Source organism: Streptomyces sp. G5(2025), from assembly GCF_049542075.1.
GTDB lineage: Bacteria > Actinomycetota > Actinomycetes > Streptomycetales > Streptomycetaceae > Streptomyces.
Genome location: NZ_JBMUZT010000006.1, coordinates 4859773 through 4877750 on the forward strand (window position 1 = coordinate 4859773; position 17978 = coordinate 4877750).

A 17978-nucleotide genomic window follows, 5' to 3' on the forward strand; every position below is an offset into this window, starting at 1 on the left:
CGCATGCCCGAGGTGTGACGGCCCGGCGCCCGCATGCGCTGGGTCATGTGACAGTTGTGACGTGGTGGAACGGGCGGGGACTCCGGTGGATGAACAGGCGGCACATCGCGTGAACGACCGGCCGGCGAGGCGCAGTCGGCGGAGCCGGTGGACGCGGCCGACCGCCCTCTGCCTCGCGATGGGCGCGGCGGTGGGCACGCTCACCTCTTGCGGTTCGCGCGGCGAAGTGACGTACGCCGGTGGCACGTTGGAAGAGGTGGGCCGCGCCGGAACCGCGGCCGACGGTGGCGAGGAGCCCGCTTCCGCCGACGAGGTGCGCGGCAGGAAGCTCGCCCTGAAGGGCATGGAGCTGTTCAGGACGGCCGACACGGTGCGCATCGGCGTCGCCATGGACACCGAGAAGGGCCGGCAGAAGGTCTCGCTGCACATGGACCGCGAGAGCAACTGCACCGGCACTTTCGACTCGGGGCCGACGCAGCGCGGCGACTTCATCGTGATCGCGGGCAGTGCGATGTACATACGCTTCACCGACGGCGCGCTGGACGAGATCCGTGAGCAGGCGGCCCGGCGCGGCCCCGAGATCGCCAACCGCGTCCGGGAGCGGACTGCGCTGGCGCGCGGCAAGTACCTGAAGCTCCCGAAGGGCACCGCCACCCGTGGCCCCGCGACGCCGATGGGCAGCTGTGACCTCGACAAGCTCACCGCGAAGATCGGCAGTCCGGAACCGGGCGAGGTCATCACCGCCCGGCCCACCACCCACCGGTACGGCACCGACGTCACCCCGCTCTCCGAGAAGAAGGACGGTGAGGAGACCACGGTGTACGTGGCGGCCACCGGGGAGCCGTACATCCTCGGCGTCGAGGCGAGGAAGAGCGGCGGCGCGTTCTCGGACGACCAGACCATGTCGATGCGGGTGACCGACTACGACGAGCCGGTCGTCGCGGTGGCCCCGGCCGCCGGGCTGACGGTCGACATCTCTCAGGTCGGCCCCGGGGGTTCGGGCGGGTCGCTGTTCGAGGTCTGAGACGCGCGGGGCGAAGCGATGAGCCACCCGGCGGCGGGGACCGATGAGCTGCCCGGTAGCAGGGATCGCCGGGCGCGAAGGGCCAGGTGGCCGTACGCTCTCGCACGGTGACATATCCGCGCCCCCGCGGCGCGGCGGACCATGGGGGCAACGGCACGTCGGACCGTGCCGCGTTCGGCCGGATGGGAGAACGTTGGGCCAGGGTGGGGAGCCCCGTCGTGCGAAGGCGCACGACGAGGAGCTGGGCAGGGCCGTCGCGGCCGCCCAGGAGGGCGACGAGGCGGCCTTCGCGGTCGCGTACCGGATCGTGCAGCCGGGACTCATAGGCTACGTGCGCGGCCTCGTCGGCACGGACGGCGAGACCGCCGAGGACGTCACCGCCGAGGCGTGGCTGGAGATAGCCAGGGACCTCGGACGGTTCCGGGGGACGGGGCGGGCTTCCGCGGCTGGACCGCGACCATCGCCCGGCACCGGGCCTTCGACCATCTGCGCCGGCAGAAGGCGCGGCCGCGCCCCGCCGCGCTGGAACAGGACCTGCTCGAACTGCCGGGCCCGCACAACACGTCGGCGGCGGCCCTGGAGGCGGTCACGACCGAGCGGGTGCTCGCCCTGGTCGCGACCTTGCCGCGCGATCAGGCGGAGGCGGTGCTGCTGCGGGTGGTCGTCGGTCTCGACGGCCCCGCGGCGGCGCGGGTCCTCGGCAAGCGGCCGGGCGCGGTACGCACGGCCGCGTACCGGGGGTTGAGGAAGCTGGGCGAGCGGCTGGGGCTCGACGGTGTGACGGATGACGGTCCCGGCACGCTGGGGGAGTCGAGATGAACGCAGACAAGCCCAAGGGCCCCGAGGGCGCGCCGGGCCGCGCCTCCCCGCTCGAACTGCTCGCCGAAGCCGTGCGGGCCGACGCGGCGGGTGCGGCCGGAACGGTGGACGCGGAGGCGCAGCGCGAGGCGGTCGCGGCGTTCCGTGCGGCGCGGGACGCGGGAGCGCACCGGGCGCGGACCCGCCGACGCGACGACTGGCGGCCCCGGGAGCGTCGCCGCCCCGCCCGGATCTCGCTCAAGGCGGCCGGTGGCGTGGTGCTGGCCGGCGGTCTGCTCGGCGGAGTGGCACTGGCGGCGGCGGGCACGGTGACCGACGACCCGGCCCCGCGGGAACGCCCCCGTCCGGCTCCGTCGTCCCCCCACACCCCTGGCACCCCGGGCACCCCGGGCACGACTCCGGGACACACCATGTCCGCGCCGCCCGGCCCGGAGGGAGGCGGCAAGGGAGGCAAGGGCAGCGAGGGAGACAAGGACGGCGTGACACCGAGCCGCTCGCAGGACAAGCCGAAGCCGGTGAAGCCGCCGCAGGAGCGGAAGCCGCCGAAGCCGCCCGAGAAGCCGGAGCGGCCGGGGGAGGGCAAGCCGAAGCCACCGGGCCACGGCAACGGGAAGCCGGGGAAGCCGCCGGGGAAGCCGGAGCGGCCGGGGCAGGGCAAGCCGAAGCCACCGGGCCACGGCAACGGGAAGCCGCCGAAGCCGCCGGGGAAGCCGGAAAACCCGGGGAAGCCGGGAGGCGAGGGACGGGGCGGCCATCAGGACGGACGGGCGAAGGGCCGACCCCACCACGGGCAACAGGGCCCGCACCACTGACAGGGCTGTGACCCATACGTCCGTGTCCGGGGTCGGCCACTACCAGGTGGTCCGCGACCATCGACATCTCGGAGACCAAGGCGACGGCCGGAGCCGCCACCCCCCACAGGAGAGGCTCCGGCCGACGCACGGTACGAACCGCGTGCGGCCCGTACTCCCTTCAGCGCCGTGCGTGCGTTTTCTGTCACACCGCGCTGCGTCACCCGCTAGTTGCACGTTGTACAAACATGGACGTAGGCCCGGACAAGGCCGTAGCGTGCTGGTTCGCGCCGGGGCCGGGCGCAGATCTCCGAGTGGCAGGATTGAGAGAGTGCTGGGGGACGACGCGGAGCTGACCGCCGCGGTGCGTGCGGCGCAGGGCGGGGACGAGACGGCGTTCCGGACTGTGTACCGCGCTGTGCACCCGCGCCTGTTGGGATACGTACGCACGCTGGTCGCCGATCCGGACGCGGAGGACGTCGCCTCCGAGGCCTGGCTTCAGATAGCGCGCGACCTGGACCGGTTCAGCGGAGACGCGGACCGGTTCCGGGGCTGGGCGGCGCGCATCGCGCGCAATCGCGCCCTGGACCACATCCGCATGCGGGGGCGCCGCCCCGCGATAGGCGGCGACGAGTCGGAGCTGACCGGGAAACCGGCCGAGGCCGACACAGCGGGCGAGGCGATGGAGTCCCTGGCCACCGGTGAGGCGATGGCGCTGATCGCCAAGCTCCCGCAGGACCAGGCCGAGGCCGTGGTGCTCAGGGTCGTGGTGGGCCTCGACGCCAAGAGCGCCGCCCAGACCCTCGGCAAGCGCCCCGGGGCCGTCCGCACAGCGGCGCACCGCGGCCTGAAGCGGCTCGCCGAACTGCTCGGCGCGGACGCCGCCGACCCCGCGGAGGCGCTCGCCGCCGTACCCCCTCAGAGAGAGCCGCGCGGCCGCGCGGTGACGTCCGCCGGTGTGACGCAAACGCGTACGCGGACGCAGAAGGACATGTGATGGCCGACGAGCAGGACAAGTGGCTGGACCGCGACGCGGCGGAGCGTTTGCTGCGCGGGGAGCCCCTCGAAGGCGTCGACCCTCACGCGCGCGCGAAGGCCGACCGGCTCGCCCAGGCACTCGGCGCGCTGGCCGCCGCGGACGGCCCGGCGGCGCGCGCGCAGACGGACGGGACCGCTGGCGCGGCTGCCGGTGAACTCCCCGGCGAGGCCGCCGCGTTGGCCGCTTTCCGGGTCGCCAGGGCGGCCTCCGCGCAGCCCGGTCCCCGCTCGGCCGCGTATGCGACGCCCGCCCATGAGACCGCGGCCGCCGAGAGCGTACGCAGGAGCCGGACCGTCGGCCGGCCGGAGCCGAGCCGCTGGGGCCGCCCGGTGCGCTTCGGGCTCGCCGCCGCGCTCGCGGGCTGCATGGTCGGCGGTGTGGCCGTGGCCGCGGGGACGGGCGTCCTGCCCTCGCCGTTCAGCCGGCACGACGAGCGGAGCCCGGCCGCCTCCGCGTCGCCCGTCGACACCTCGGAGGTGCCGTCGGCGTCCCCGTCGGACGGGACGGGCGAGTCGGGCGAGGCGGGTGAGTCCGCGGAGGGCGCGGAGAGCGCGGAGAGTTCGCGGGGGGCCGTCGGCTCGTCGCCGGAGGACGGCACGGTGCCCGGCGACGAGCCGACGCGCGCCCCCGGGGCTGGTACGTCCCCCGAGGATGACGCCGGCGGCGACCACACCGACGACGCGACGCGGCGGCCCGCCGACGACGGCACCCCGCCCGGTGGCGGCACCAAGGACGTGCGCCGCAAGGTGGTCGCCGCCTGCCGCGACTACCGCAGCGGTGAGCTGAGGGGCGACCGGCGCCGCCACCTCGAAGAGGTCGCCCAGGGGGCCACCCGCGTGGAGGAGTTCTGCGGCCGGGTCCTCGGCGGCAACGGCGGCGGCCCGGGCAACGGCGGCCAGGGCCAGGGCCAGGGCGGCGGGAAGAGCGGCAGCAGCGGCGGGGACGGGAACAGCGGCGACGGCGGCGAGGAGGGCGGCGGCTCCGGCGGCGGCACGGGCGGCGCCGCCCCTGTCCCGCCCCCGCCCCCGGCCCTGCCCGAACCGGTGTCCACCGGCTCCTACAGCGCCCTGCCCCACCTGCCGTGACCCCGCCCCGCGGCGGTGACGGGAAGATCGCGCCGTAAGGTGTGACGTTTTTTGAAGGCGTGACGCAGTAAGAAGTGAGCCGACTGGTCATCGGCCCGCGCACGAGCCGGGGGTTCCCCCGTACCTTCGGCTCCGTGCCACCGGCGTGGGCGGGATACGTTCCCCCGATCCCGCCCACGCCGCTTTTCCCCTCCCAGGGGGAGACGTCACTTGTAGATGACGACCCGGTCGCCCATCCGCACCTGGGCGAAGAGGTTCGCGATCTTCTGCTCGTCCCGGACATTCACACAGCCGTGCGATCCGCCGGCGTAACCTCTCGTCGCGAAGTCCGCGGAGTAGTGCACCGCCTGACCGCCGCTGAAGAACATCGCGTACGGCATCGCCGTGTCGTACAGGGTCGAGACGTGGTGGCGGGACTTCCAGTAGACGGTGAACGTGCCCTCCCGCGTCGGCGTGTACTGCGAGCCGAACCGCACGTCCATCGTCGACACGGCCCTGCCGTCGACCATCCAGGTAAGGGTCCGGCTGCTCTTGGCGAGGCACAGGACGCGCCCCGTCATGCACCGCTTGTCCGGCGGGGCCGGCGGCATCCCGCCGCCCGCGTACAGCTCTTCCCGCGTCGGTTCGCGCGACATGCCGAGCAGCCGCTGCCAGGTGACGGCGTCCGTCGCGCCGGTGGGCGGCAGGCCCCGCCTGGCCTGGAAGCCCTTGACCGCGTTGACCGTCAGCGGGCCGTACAGCCCCGAGGGGTTCACCGCCAGCCAGCCGATCTGCCGGAGCCTCGCCTGGAGCCCCCGCACCTGGTCGCTGCGGTCACCCTGCCGCATCACGATCTTCGGGGCGGGCGTGCCGCGGGGCGCCGGGGCGGGCGGGGGAGTCCGCACCGCCGGAGGGGACTGACCCGCCGGAGGGGACTGACCTGCCGGAGGCGTGCGCGCCGTCGGGGCGCCCGGCGCCAGGCCCGCGCTCCTCGGCTCCTGCTCGCCCGGCCGCGCCCCGTCGCTGCCGACCTCCACCGTCTTGCACCCCGCGACCAGCGCCAGCACCGTCACGGCCCCCACCGACACCACGCCCTTGCCCATCACACCTCTCCGAGCCTGTGGACAACACTTCTGGGAGTGTTTCCCGGTTCGGCGCGCGTGACGCCTCAGCGAGGCGGGCGCAAGCTGAAGGTATGACACACGAGTCGGAATCCGGACTGCCCATCGAGCCCGTGTACGGCCCCGAGTCCCTGGCGGGTTGGGACCCGGAAGAGAAGCTCGGCGCCCCCGGTGCCTACCCCTTCACCCGCGGCGTCTACCCCACCATGTACACGGGCCGCCCCTGGACGATGCGCCAGTACGCGGGTTTCGGTACGGCGACGGAGTCCAACGCCCGTTACCGGCAGTTGATCGAACACGGCACGACCGGCCTGTCGGTCGCCTTCGACCTGCCGACACAGATGGGTCATGACTCCGACGCGCCCCTCGCGCACGGTGAGGTCGGCAAGGTGGGGGTGGCGATCGACTCGGTCGACGACATGCGCGTGCTGTTCGACGGCATCCCGCTGGACAAGGTCTCCACCTCGATGACGATCAACGCGCCCGCCGCGCTGTTGCTCCTTCTGTACCAATTGGTCGCCGAGGAGCAGGGGGTCACCGCGGACCGGCTGACCGGCACGATCCAGAACGACGTCCTGAAGGAGTACATCGCGCGGGGCACCTACATCTTCCCGCCCCAGCCCTCCCTGCGCCTGACCGCGGACATCTTCCAGTACTGCACGGCGGAGATCCCGCGGTGGAACACCATCTCCATCTCCGGCTACCACATGGCGGAGGCGGGTGCCTCGCCCGCGCAGGAGATCGCCTTCACCCTCGCCGACGGCATCGAGTACGTCCGCACCGCCGTCGCGGCGGGCATGGACGTGGACGACTTCGCGCCGCGCCTGTCCTTCTTCTTCGTGGCGCGTACGACGATCCTGGAGGAGGTCGCCAAGTTCCGCGCCGCGCGGCGTGTCTGGGCCCGCGTCATGCGGGAGGAGTTCGGCGCGCGGAACCCGAAGTCCCTGATGCTCCGTTTCCACACGCAGACGGCCGGAGTGCAGCTCACCGCGCAGCAGCCCGAGGTGAACCTCGTCCGGGTCGCCGTTCAGGGCCTCGGCGCGGTCCTCGGCGGCACCCAGTCGCTGCACACCAACTCCTTCGACGAGGCGATCGCGCTCCCCACCGCCACATCGGCCCGCCTGGCCCTGCGCACGCAGCAGGTCCTCGCGTACGAGACCGACGTGACCGCCACCGTCGATCCCTTCGCGGGTTCCTACGTCATCGAGAGCATGACGGACGACGTGGAGTCGGCGGCCCTGCGGCTCATGGAGCGCGTCGAGGACCTCGGCGGCGCGGTGCACGCCATCGAACGGGGTTTCCAGAAGGAGGAGATCGAGCGCAACGCCTACCGCATCGCCCGCGAGACGGACAGCGGCGAGCGCGTGGTCGTCGGCGTCAACCGCTTCCGGCTCGACGAGGAGGAACCCTACGAGCCGCTGCGCGTCGACCCCGCCATCGAGGCCCAGCAGACCGCCCGCCTCGCCGACCTGCGAGCGACCCGCGACCAGAAGGCGGTGGCCACCGCCCTCGCCGCGCTGAAGGACGCGGCCAAGGGTGACGCGAACGTCCTCTACCCCATGAAGGACGCCCTGCGGGCCCGGGCCACGGTGGGGGAGGTGTGCGGGGCGCTGCGGGAGGTGTGGGGGACGTACGTTCCGGTGGACGCGTTCTAGAAACCAGGAGCGGTCCACGAGACGGCGCGCACGCCTTGCGGAGTGAGTCCGTCCGTTACCCGGACATGCTCCCCTGATGCCGTACGCCCGTGCGAGACTCCGCCCATGCTGGGTGTCACCGATCTTCCGACCTATCTCGCGGGCCTCGTCCTGATTGTTCTGCTGCCGGGACCGAACTCGCTGTACGTGCTCTCCGTGGCCGCGCGCCGGGGCGTGCGCACCGGGTACACCGCCGCCGCGGGTGTCTGGTGCGGCGACACCGTGCTGATGACGCTGTCGGCGGCCGGGGTGGCGTCGCTGCTCCAGGCCAACGCGCTGCTCTTCGGGATCGTGAAGTACGCCGGTGCCGGATATCTGAGCTGGCTCGCGTTCGGGATGCTGCGGGCCGCGGTCGCGATGTGGCGGGCGCGGCACGAGAAGGCGGCGCAGGACGGCCCGGCGGGCGGTGAGGGCGAGGGCGCGACGGAGGGCTCGGGGGAGCGGCCGTTCCGCAGGGCGCTCGTGATCAGCCTGCTCAATCCGAAGGCGATTTTGTTCTTCATCGCCTTCTTCGTGCAGTTCGTCGATCCCGGGTACGCCTACCCGGCCCTCTCCTTCGTCGTGCTCGGCGCCCTCGCGCAGGTCGCGAGCTTCCTCTACCTCACCGCCCTGATCTTCGGCGGCACCAGGCTCGCGGCCGCCTTCCGCCGCCGCAAGCGGCTCTCGGCGGGAGCCACTTCGGCGGCGGGCGCGCTGTTCCTCGGCTTCGCGGTGAAGCTGTCGCTCAGCAGCGTCTGAGGCGTCGCGCGGCAAGGGGGCCCGGTCAGTGGTGCCAGGCCGTGCCGCCCACGTTGTGGATCATCCGCTGGAGGACTTTCAGCGTGCGTACGTACTCCTCGTCCGTCACGCCCTCGCGAATCTCCGCGAGGATGCCACGCTGCCGCTCGGTCACGCGGGCCCGCAGGGCGTGGCCCGCGTCGGTGAGGGCGATGCGGCCTGCGGCGTCCTCGGTGATCAGACCGCGGTCGTGCAGCGCGCCGATGTTGTGCCGCAGGGCGCTCTCACCGGTTTCGAGATAGCCCCGCAGGACCGCCACGACCTCGTCGCGGTCACGGCCCTCCGGCGGCGTGTCCACGAGCTGGTTGAGGACCCACCACTGGGGCTGGGTGAGGCCGAGTTCGGCGAGGGCGGTACGGATGTGGTGGACCACGGCCGCGCCCGCGGCCGAACTCCAGTAGCCGATGGGCTGGTTGAGCAGGTCTTCGTCGCTGTGGGAGTACGTGAAGGTCGTCATGGCTGCGAAGGTAGGACCTCAAGTCGGCTTGAGGTCAAGCGGTGAGGTTCCGGCCGAGTCCGGTGCGGAGCGCCGGGGTCAGCCACGCCTCCACGTACCGGTGCAGGACCCATGCCGGCGCCGGCATCGCGGCGATCGTCAGGCCGAGCGTCACGTACGACGGCAGGCCGAAGCCCTGGTGCAACACCTGGACGCAGACCCAGCCCAGGTGTTCGTGCACCAAGTAGAACGGGTACGTCAGGGCGCCTGCGACGGTCAGCCACCGCCAGTTCGCCCGGTGCAGGTGGCCGAGCGCGATCAGGAGCACCGCCGCGAAGCCCGCCGTGACGATCGCGATGATCACGAGCGAGGAGCGGTACGAGAAGAAGTCCGGGTCCGGCGCGTGCCACAGCCCGGAGACCGCGTAGTGCTGGCCGATCAGCCAGCTGACGCCCGTGATGCCCCACGCCGTGAGGTCGCGCCGGTCGCGGTGGATCAGGTGGACGCCGATGCCGCCGACGAAGAAGGGGGCGTACTCCGGCATGAGCACCACGTCGAGCAGCGGCTGGTCCGCGGCCTGGGCCATCGCCGCCGCCAGGGTCCACACCGCGCAGAACAGCACCACCCGCGCGCGGGTCGCGCCCGGCAGCACCACGCAGAGCGCGAAGAGGGCGTAGAAGCGCAGCTCGGCCCAGAGCGTCCAGCACACGCCGAGCACCCGGTCCGCGCCCAGCGGCTGCTGGAGCATGGTGAGGTTCACCAGCGCGTCGCTGGGGGAGACCGCGTCGTACGCCACGGCCGGCAGCGCGAAGACCGCCGTCACCAGCACGATCGCCGCCCAGTAGGAGGGCAGCAGGCGGGAGGCCCGGGACGCGAAGAAGGAGCGCAGGGGCCTGCCCCAGCCGCTCATGCAGATGACGAAGCCGCTGATCACGAAGAAGATCTGGACGCCGAGGCAGCCGTACGCGAACCATGCGTGCGCGGTGGGGAACTGGGCCTTGGGCGAGCTGCCCCAGGCCTCGGTTATCTCGCCGTCACGGCCGCCGTAGTGGTAGGCGGCGACCATGAGCGCGGCGATCAGGCGCAGTCCGTCCAGGGCGCGCAGCCGGGGCTTCGCCCGCGCGGGGACGAGGGAGACCGCGGGCGTGCTGGTGCCCGCCCCTGGCGCCATGTCCGGGAGCGTCGGTGCGGGGGCCGTCATCCGAGAGCGGTCCGCTTGATCGAGCGCTGCACCGAGCGGGCCCGGCGTGCGACGCGCCGCACCGCGGCGTTGCGCGGGATGAAGGCGAGCTGCGAGGGCAGCGCGCCGGGCAGGGCGAGCGCGGTCAGGCGGCGCCGCTTGAAGTAACGCCAGGTGCCCGCGCCGAGGTTGCGGGCGAGGTAGCGCTCGGCGTCGGCGCGCAGGCCCGGGTAGATCTGCGGCTGCATCGCGAAGCCGACGGCCTTGAGGAGGTTCGTCAGCTCGCCGGTGCCGATGGCCGGGCGCCGTTCGGTGACCGCCGTGCGGTCGCTCAGGTCGGGCAGGAGCGCGTCGACGATCGTGACGGGGACGCGGTTGCTGTTCTGGTAGGGCGCGAGCCGCTCCAGGAGGAGTTCCGTGCCGGTGCGGGCGACGGACAGGTCGTAGAGCGCGGACGCCGTGAGCAGGGCGGTGGAGAAGCAGCCGACGACCAGGGCGGGCCGCATCCGCTGGTACAGCACCTCGGCGAGCACCGGTGTGTCGAGCACGGTCAGCTCGACGCCGATCGCCCCCGCCTCCTTCTCCAGGGCGCGCGACCAGCGGGCGGGGGCCGTGGGGTGCGGCTTGAACACCACGTGGGTGTGGCCGAGGGCGGCGGCACCGCGCACCATGCGGATGTGCAGCTCCTCCTCTTCCTCGGCGGTGAGGATGTTCAGGGCGGAGAGGTACTGGCCGAGGACGAGGGCGGGAGCCTGCGCTTCCGGCAGCCCGACGTCCGTCAACGCGCCGTCACCTTCGGCCAGTTCCGCCAGCACCTTCACGAACGCGTCCGTCGGCACGATCTCCGGCGCGACACCGAACTCCGTGAGCAGGAGCGGCGTGAGCCCCGGCACCAGGTCCAGGTGGAGCAGGCGCCGCACGCGCGTGCCGATCAGGGGGTCGAGCTTGTTGCGGGTGGGGCCGTAGCTCATCAGGCCGTCGGCGTAGACGTCCACGGGGGCGCCGGTGAAGATCTGCGTGAGCGCCAGCGCCGGGTTGACCTGGATCGACTCGACGGCCAGTTCGACGTCGTCGTCACCGAGGTCCCAGAGCAGCCGCACGTACCGCTCCCACAGCACGACGTCGTCGCCGCGCGGGGACCAACCGCCGGGATGGAAGGGGGAGATGGCCTCGTTCCAGGAGCGTACGTCGTCGAACCGGCCGCGCAGCCGCTCGAACCCCGGCATCTCGTCGAGCGCGGTCGTGGTCTCCGGCGTCGCCGCGTTGTTGCTGACGAGCAGGATGCGGCGGTCGGCGGGGCCGAAGCGGTCGGCGTCCAGGGCGGCGGCGAGCGTCGCGACGCCGTACAGCGTGGAGGCGAGGAAGATCTGCGTCCGGCCGGCCGTGGGGGAGGTCGTCGCCATCACGCCGCCACCTCCGCCGAGACGGCAGGCGGCGCAGCCTGCGCAGCCGGGTCGCCCGCTGGAGATCCATGGAGTCGAGCGCCTCATCGAGCACGCCCTGCGGCATGCGCTTCAGCGCGGCCGCACTCATTGACTTCAATTTGCGCGCCACGGATGGCTCGAACCTTTCGATGGAACCCAGGTGATGGGAGATGATCGCGCAGTAGGTGCGCACGGCTTTCGGCAGCAGCATTTCCGCGTCCCGGTCGGCCGCGGTTTCCCGGATCACCTGGTCGAATGCCTTGATGAAATCGAGCTGGCGTACGTCGCCGATCTGGGTGAGCGACGAGGCGACCCCGCGGCGGTAGAACACGCCGAGAAGACCGACCGAGGCGAAGGATTCCGCCTCGCGGTGCAGCCGCCAGATCCACGGCCGGTCCTCGGCGGTGCGCAGACCGTCGGTGAAATGCAGCAGACCCGCGTCGGCGAGCCGGCGGTGGTACATGCCCGCCCACGCGTACGCGTAGTCGACGGACGTCGACCGGTCGGCGGGGAGTATCACCTCGCGCGGGCTCATCACGACGCCTCGCCCGCCGTGCGGGACACGGTGCACCGTGCGGGCCCGCGCGGTGCACTGCACATGGTCGGTGCGCACGAAGTCGCACCCCAACTTCTCGATGTGACCGAGGAGTTGTTCGTAGTACCCGGGCGCGAGCCAGTCGTCACCGTCCAGGAAGGTGAGGTACTCGCCACGCGCCGCGTCGAGGCCCGTGTTGCGGGCGGTCGCGAGCCCGCCGTTCTTCTCGTGTCTGAGGTGGACGGCGCCGGGAAGCTCGCGCGCCGCACGCTCCAGGATGTCGGGGTCTCGTCGCGCGAACAGTCGTCGACGAGAATGAATTCGAAGTCGTCGCGCGCGTTCGCACGCAGACTCTTCAAGGTGTCGGGCGCGTATTGCTGCACGTTGTAGAACGGCACGATGACGGAGAGCTTAACCACGTGGGTGACGTTAGGTGTCGGCCCGTCATTCGTGTCGACCCGCAGAGGTATGCCAGGTGAACGACGCATGGCGGAACGGTTAACCGGGCCGCTGAGAAGGCGTTTCCCGGGCCGATTCGCCATTCGTCGGCGTGCTGTTAACCGTTTGTTGCACCTGAGTTGGGCCGCGAATCGAAATGGCTTCCTAGCGTCTGGGACGTGCCAGCAAGTAACCGAAACCCGCTGCGGGTGGCCGTACTCGCCGATTCCGATACGCGATGGAAATGGGGCGCTCTCACCGCGAACCGCATCGTATCGGACAGTCGGCCCGAGTCCGACGGCCACCGCCTCAGCGGGTACCTGCTCCGCGGCCGGGCCACACCCACGCCACGGCAGCTCGAAGAGGTGGGGGTGCGCGCGGACTGCCTGCGCGAGGTCACCGCCGTCGAGTTCCTGCGCGAGATGGAGCGGGACGCGCCCGACGTGATCGTGCTCGCCCTGGTGGGCGGGGCGGTCCAGGCGGTGCTGCACGGACTCGCCCGCGTCACCGAGGACGCCCGCCTCACGGGCGCCGCGAAGAAGCGTCCCGTCGTCGTCACCGGCTACGTCGGCGTCGTCTACGAGAAGCTCGCCGACGGCCTCCTCCTGCGGCACGGCGCGGACGTCGTCCTCGCCAACTCCCGCCAGGACGCGGAACGTTTCCGCGCGGTCTACGAAGGAGTGGGCGCCGACGCCTCGTCGGTCACCGAGGCCGCGCTGCCCTTCCTCGGCGGCGCCCCCTACCGGAAGCACGACCCGTACACGGTCGTCTTCGCCGCCCAGCCCTCCGTCCCGGAGAGCGCCGCACACCGCACCTACCTCCTGCGCCGCCTCGCGGAGCACGCCCGGCTGCACCCCGACCGCGAGGTCCTGCTCAAGCTGCGCAGCAAGCCCGGCGAGCACACCACGCACATCGAGGAGCTGCCCTACCAGAAGCTGTCGCAGCGCCTGGAAGACGGCCTGCCCGCCAACGTCCGCCTCGTCTACGGGCACATGGGCGAGGTCCTGGACCGCACCGACCTGCTGGTCACCGTCAGCTCCACGGCCGCCCTGGAGTCCCTGCACCGCCGCATCCCCACCGCGGTCCTCACCGACCTCGGGGTGCGCGAGGCGCTCGGCAACCACCACTTCACCGGCTCCGGGTGCCTCACCTCCTTCGACCAGCTCGACGCGGGCCACCTGCCCGTGCCCGACGAGCAGTGGCTGGCCCGGCAGGGCGTCGCCGCCGACGGGACGTACGAACGGGCCTTCGACGAGGTGAAGCGGAAGGTCACCGACCTCCTCGCCGACGCCGCGGCCGGCCGCATCCCGCCCCTGAAGCCGTACTACAGCCTCACCACCGCCCGCGGCTACCTGCCCGGCATCCTCGCCCGCCACCACCTGGCCCCCGACGGCTCCCCGCTGCCGGGCGCCCCCGCGACCGACAAGGACCCGGGCCCCGTACGCCAGATAGTCCGCCGCGCCGCCCGCGGGGCCTACCGCCACGGGGTACAGCGCGTGGCCCCCGTCATCCGCCGAATGGGCGAGCTGTGACCGGCCGGGCCCGTCACCGGGCGGCGGAACACGCCGCGACGACCTCGCACGGCTGTTCCGCGGCCGAGAAGCAACCGGCGGTGGAGGAGCCCACCGTGACCACCCCCGACCTCCTCCCACTCCCAGGAGCCCCCATGTCCCACCCCGGCCCGGCGAGTCCGCAGGCCCGTCGCGTTCTCGCCGTCATTCCCGCGCGCGGCGGGTCCAAGGGTGTGCCCGCCAAGAATCTCGCGCCGGTCGGCGGCGTGCCGCTGGTGGTCAGGGCCGTCCGTGCGTGTTCGAGCGCCCGGCTCGTCACGGACGTCGTGGTCTCCACCGACGACCACGTGATCGCCGAGACGGCCCGCGCCGCCGGCGCCGAGGTGGTCCTGCGCCCCGCCGCGATCGCCGGGGACACCGCGACCAGCGAGGCCGCCGTCCTGCACGCGATGGACGCCCACGAGGCCCGGCACGGCACCGGCGTCGGCATCGACGTCGTACTGCTCGTGCAGTGCACCAGCCCCTTCCTCACCCCCGAGGACATCGACGGGGTGGCCGCGGCCGTCGTGGAGAACGGCGCGGACACGGCCGTCACGGTCGCCCCCTTCCACGGCTTCATCTGGCGCGACGCCGCCGACGACGCCGACGGTCCGGCCGACGTACCCGCGCAGCGCACCGACTCCGTGGGCGGCACCGCGACCCTCGCCAACTCCACCCGCACCCGCGGCGGTTACGGCGTCAACCACGACAAGTCCTTCCGCCCGCGCCGCCAGGACCGCCCCCAGGACCTCCTGGAGACCGGCGCCGCCTACGCGATGGACGCGGCCGGGTTCCGTACCGAGAAGCACCGCTTCTTCGGGCACACCGAACCGGTCCGCACCGACCCCGCCCGCGTCCTGGAGGTCGACGACCCGCACGACCTCGCGCGGGCCCGCGCGCTGGCCCCCCTCTTCGACACGGGTCACGCCAAAGCTCTGCCCACGGCCGCCGACATCGACGCGGTCGTCCTCGACTTCGACGGCACCCAGACCGACGACAGGGTGCTGATCGACTCCGACGGAAGGGAATTCGTCTCCGTGCACCGCGGGGACGGCCTCGGCATCGCGGCGCTGCGCGACAGCGGCCTGCGGATGCTGATCCTGTCCACGGAGCAGAACCCGGTCGTCGCCGCGCGCGCCAAAAAGCTCAGGCTTCCGGTCCTGCACGGCATCGACCGGAAAGACCTCGCACTGAAGCAGTGGTGCGAGGAACAGGGCATCGCGCCCGAGCGCGTGCTCTACGTCGGCAACGACGTCAACGACCTCCCGTGCTTCGCCCTCGTGGGCTGGCCCGTGGCGGTCGCCAGTGCCCACGACGTCGTACGCGGCGCGGCCCGCGCGGTCACCACCGTCCCCGGCGGTGAAGGCGCGATCCGAGAGATCGCCAGCTGGATCCTCGGCCCCTCTCTCGACTCCCTCCACAGTTAAGGAAAGTTCCTGTCATGAGCTCCCTCACCCCCGTCACCTCCCTCGGCGCCACCTCCCGTCTGCGCCAGTTCGGTGCGAAGACGGCCGGTCCCGGTCAGCCCGTGTACATCACCGGCGAGATCGGCATCAACCACAACGGTGACCTGGAGAACGCGTTCAAGCTGATCGACGTGGCCGCCGAGGCGGGCTGCGACGCGGTCAAGTTCCAGAAGCGCACCCCCGAGATCTGCACCCCGCGCGACCAGTGGGACATCGAGCGCGACACCCCCTGGGGCCGCATGACGTACATCGACTACCGCCACCGCGTGGAGTTCGGCGAGGACGAGTACCGCCAGATCGACGAGTACTGCAGGACCAAGAACATCGACTGGTTCGCCTCCCCGTGGGACACCGAGGCCGTCGCCTTCCTGGAGAAGTTCGACGTGCCCGCCCACAAGGTCGCCTCCGCCTCCCTCACCGACGACGAGCTGCTGCGCGCCCTGCGTGCCACCGGCCGCACGGTCATCCTCTCCACCGGCATGTCGACGCCGAAGCAGATCCGCCACGCCGTCGAGGTCCTCGGCAGCGACAACATCCTGATGTGCCACGCCACGTCGACGTACCCGGCGCAGGCAGAGGAGCTCAACCTCCGCGTCATCAACACCCTCCAGCAGGAGTACCCGAACGTCCCGATCGGCTACTCCGGCCACGAGACCGGCCTCCAGACCACCCTCGCCGCCGTCGCCCTCGGCGCCACCTTCGTCGAGCGCCACATCACCCTCGACCGCGCCATGTGGGGCTCCGACCAGGCCGCCTCCGTCGAGCCGCAGGGCCTGACCCGCCTGGTCCGCGACATCCGCACCATCGAGGCGTCCCTCGGTGACGGCGTCAAGAAGGTCTACGAATCGGAGCTCGGCCCCATGAAGAAGCTCCGCCGCGTCGCGGGCGTCGTCGCCGAGTCGGAGTCGGAGTCGGGTTCGGCGGACGCCGGCGCCGAGCCGGTCGCGGTCTGAGCGCCCACCGGTTACCGGACACGGACGCAACGACGATGAGCCCCCGAGCCGGCCGAGCCGCCGCCGACGCCACCGCCCCCTCCACGCTCGCCTTCGTGGAGAGCCCTGTTCAGCTGCTGAACGTCCTGGAGTGGGCGTACGCCGCGGCCGCGACCGGCCCGGCCGGGGGCCTCACCGTCGTCGTCCTGTCGCCCAACGACCCGATGACGCGCGGCCAGTTGCGCCGCATGGCGCAGCTCGCGCGCGACGAGGGCGTCGAGGTCCGCTGGGAGGAGGCGCGCGGCGGCGCGACGGCTCCCTTCCAGACGATAGGGGGCCTCGCGGGAGCCCTGCGCAAGGCCGACCGGATCGTCATAGGAGACCCGTTCTCCCGTTACGTACAACTGCTCCTGACCATCACCCGGGCCCGCTCCCTGGTGGTGGTGGACGACGGCACGGCGACCATGGAGTTCATCGCCCAGCTGGCCCGCGGCGAGCGCCTGGTGCGCTGGCACCGCAAGGGCGGCCGCCCCGGCCCCCGCGACCTGGTCTTCGCCCCCGTCTCCGCCTCGGCCCGGCGCCGCCTGACGCCCGGCGGGGCGCGCACGGTGGAGGTCTTCTCCGCCATGCCGATCGACCAGGCGCCGCCCGGCGTCGACGTCGTGGTCAACGCCTTCGCCTGGACCAGGGAGCGCTTCGGCCCGCCCCGCATCACCCGCGGCGCGGACCTGGTCGGCACGTCCCTCGTCGAGACCGGCGTCGTGGACCCCGACCGCTATGTGGAAGCGGTCCGCGCCCTCGCCGTGACCCACGGGGCGACGCGGTACTTCGCGCACCGCCGCGAGAGCTCCGAGAAACTGCACCGCCTGGCGGTGGAGACGGGCCTCCAGGTGGTCCGCCCCGACCTGCCCCTGGAACTGATCGCCCGCCGCGGCCCGGTCGGCCGTACGATCCTCAGCTTCCCCTCCACGGTCGTCCACACGCTGCCCCTGGCCCTGGCGGGCACAGAGGTGAAGGTGGCGGTCTGCGACATCGACCCGTCCTGGCTCACCGAGAACGCCTCACCGCGTGCCCAGGGCTTCCTGTCCGGGGTGACGGGGACGGCGCGGGACGTGCACCGGCTGACGACGGTCATCGCCTCGGCCGGAAGTCCTCGAAGCGTGGGGTCCCCGGCTCCGGGGTGAGCCGGGTGGCGCGGGCCACGAAGCTGATCGCGTGGTACCAGCCGCCGAGCATCAGCAGGTCCAGGAGCTGCTCGTCGGTGAACTCCGCGGCGAGCCGCTCCCACAGGGCGTCGTCGATGTCGCTACCCGCGTGCAGCGCGTCGCTCAGCTCGATCAGCAGCCGGTCGCGCTCGCTCTGCCAGCACGGGTCGGTGCTCGTGCCGTGGGTGAGGGAGGCGATCTGCGCGTCGTCGAAGCCGGCCTTCGCGGCGAAGCGGGCGACGTGGACGGCCCACTCGTACTCGGCGTGGCACAGGGCGCAGACGCGGTCGATGACGATCTCCCGGTCGCGCAGCCCGGCGCTGAAGTTCCGGCCGAGTTCGTAGGAGCCCCAGCCGTGCATCGCGGTGGCCATCGGGACGTTGCGCGCGAACATGCGGAACAGGGCGATGGGTTCCTGGCCCGGCGGCATCATGCGCCGCAGGACGGCGGCGGCCTCCGGCGGGAGGGGGCTCGCAGGGGCGG

Annotated in this window: 15 protein-coding genes and 2 pseudogenes; 11 read left to right on the forward strand and 6 right to left on the reverse strand. The window is 72.5% G+C overall.

What is annotated here, in order from left to right; all coding sequences use genetic code 11:
- Positions 1-109: 109 nt before the first annotated feature.
- The 5 genes and pseudogenes from ACOBQB_RS33005 to ACOBQB_RS33025 all read left to right on the forward strand — a co-directional run bounded on the left by ACOBQB_RS33005 (position 110) and on the right by ACOBQB_RS33025 (position 4758).
- Complete coding sequence (locus tag ACOBQB_RS33005) at positions 110-1024, forward strand: hypothetical protein (protein WP_423596972.1); 915 nt, start codon at positions 110-112, stop codon at positions 1022-1024.
- A gap of 193 nt (positions 1025-1217) precedes the next feature.
- Positions 1218-1843, forward strand: a pseudogene (locus tag ACOBQB_RS33010) (RNA polymerase sigma factor).
- Entirely contained in the window at positions 1840-2655 is an 816-nt protein-coding gene (locus ACOBQB_RS33015) for a hypothetical protein (protein WP_423596974.1), read from the forward strand. Before ACOBQB_RS33010 ends, ACOBQB_RS33015 begins: the two are co-directional and overlap by 4 nt.
- Positions 2656-2965: 310 nt before the next feature.
- Complete coding sequence (locus tag ACOBQB_RS33020) at positions 2966-3631, forward strand: RNA polymerase sigma factor (RefSeq protein ID WP_423596976.1); 666 nt, start codon at positions 2966-2968, stop codon at positions 3629-3631.
- The gene (locus ACOBQB_RS33025; protein WP_423596978.1) at positions 3631-4758 is read left to right on the forward strand and encodes a hypothetical protein; all 1128 of its coding nucleotides are present in this window, start codon (positions 3631-3633) and stop codon (positions 4756-4758) included. Before ACOBQB_RS33020 ends, ACOBQB_RS33025 begins: the two co-directional genes overlap by 1 nt.
- Before the next feature lie 206 nt (positions 4759-4964).
- On the opposite strand, the gene ACOBQB_RS33030 is transcribed toward ACOBQB_RS33025, so the two are convergent.
- The gene (locus tag ACOBQB_RS33030; protein ID WP_423596980.1) at positions 4965-5840 is read right to left on the reverse strand and encodes a L,D-transpeptidase family protein; all 876 of its coding nucleotides are present in this window, start codon (positions 5838-5840) and stop codon (positions 4965-4967) included.
- A gap of 92 nt (positions 5841-5932) precedes the next feature.
- Between ACOBQB_RS33030 and ACOBQB_RS33035 the strand changes: the two genes are divergently transcribed.
- Both ACOBQB_RS33035 and leuE read left to right on the forward strand, forming a co-directional pair.
- A complete protein-coding gene (locus ACOBQB_RS33035; protein WP_423596982.1) occupies positions 5933-7513 on the forward strand; it encodes an acyl-CoA mutase large subunit family protein in 1581 nt (526 codons plus the stop codon).
- 105 nt (positions 7514-7618) lie between these two features.
- The gene (leuE, locus tag ACOBQB_RS33040) at positions 7619-8290 is read left to right on the forward strand and encodes a leucine efflux protein LeuE (RefSeq protein WP_423596984.1); all 672 of its coding nucleotides are present in this window, start codon (positions 7619-7621) and stop codon (positions 8288-8290) included.
- Positions 8291-8315: 25 nt separating this feature from the next.
- Here leuE and ACOBQB_RS33045 read toward each other — a convergent pair whose 3' ends face one another.
- From ACOBQB_RS33045 to ACOBQB_RS33060, 4 genes and pseudogenes are all read right to left on the reverse strand, one after another.
- Positions 8316-8786 carry a MarR family winged helix-turn-helix transcriptional regulator gene (locus ACOBQB_RS33045; protein ID WP_423596986.1) on the reverse strand — a complete coding sequence of 157 codons (471 nt, stop codon included), beginning with the start codon at positions 8784-8786 and terminating at the stop codon, positions 8316-8318.
- Between the two features lie 34 nt (positions 8787-8820).
- The gene (locus tag ACOBQB_RS33050; protein WP_423596988.1) at positions 8821-9936 is read right to left on the reverse strand and encodes an acyltransferase family protein; all 1116 of its coding nucleotides are present in this window, start codon (positions 9934-9936) and stop codon (positions 8821-8823) included.
- Between the two features lie 26 nt (positions 9937-9962).
- The gene (locus ACOBQB_RS33055; RefSeq protein ID WP_423596990.1) at positions 9963-11348 is read right to left on the reverse strand and encodes a polysialyltransferase family glycosyltransferase; all 1386 of its coding nucleotides are present in this window, start codon (positions 11346-11348) and stop codon (positions 9963-9965) included.
- Between the two features lie 22 nt (positions 11349-11370).
- Positions 11371-12323 (reverse strand): annotated as a pseudogene (locus tag ACOBQB_RS33060) (glycosyltransferase family 2 protein); the annotation flags it as partial.
- A 198-nt stretch (positions 12324-12521) separates the two neighbouring features.
- Between ACOBQB_RS33060 and ACOBQB_RS33065 the strand changes: the two are divergent.
- From ACOBQB_RS33065 to ACOBQB_RS33080, 4 genes are all read left to right on the forward strand, one after another.
- Positions 12522-13874, forward strand: coding sequence for a DUF6716 putative glycosyltransferase (locus ACOBQB_RS33065; protein ID WP_423596992.1), 1353 nt, complete (start codon positions 12522-12524; stop codon positions 13872-13874).
- A 134-nt stretch (positions 13875-14008) separates the two neighbouring features.
- Complete coding sequence (locus ACOBQB_RS33070; protein ID WP_423596994.1) at positions 14009-15319, forward strand: cytidylyltransferase domain-containing protein; 1311 nt, start codon at positions 14009-14011, stop codon at positions 15317-15319.
- A 14-nt stretch (positions 15320-15333) separates the two neighbouring features.
- The gene (locus tag ACOBQB_RS33075) at positions 15334-16311 is read left to right on the forward strand and encodes an N-acetylneuraminate synthase family protein (RefSeq protein WP_423596996.1); all 978 of its coding nucleotides are present in this window, start codon (positions 15334-15336) and stop codon (positions 16309-16311) included.
- A 35-nt stretch (positions 16312-16346) separates the two neighbouring features.
- Positions 16347-17474 (forward strand): hypothetical protein, encoded by a 1128-nt coding sequence (locus ACOBQB_RS33080; protein WP_423596998.1) that lies wholly within the window; start codon positions 16347-16349, stop codon positions 17472-17474.
- On the opposite strand, the gene ACOBQB_RS33085 is transcribed toward ACOBQB_RS33080, so the two are convergent.
- Positions 17422-17928, reverse strand: a complete 507-nt coding sequence (locus ACOBQB_RS33085; protein WP_423597001.1) for a carboxymuconolactone decarboxylase family protein — start codon at positions 17926-17928, stop codon at positions 17422-17424. The genes ACOBQB_RS33080 and ACOBQB_RS33085 overlap by 53 nt on opposite strands.
- Positions 17929-17978 lie beyond the last annotated feature (50 nt).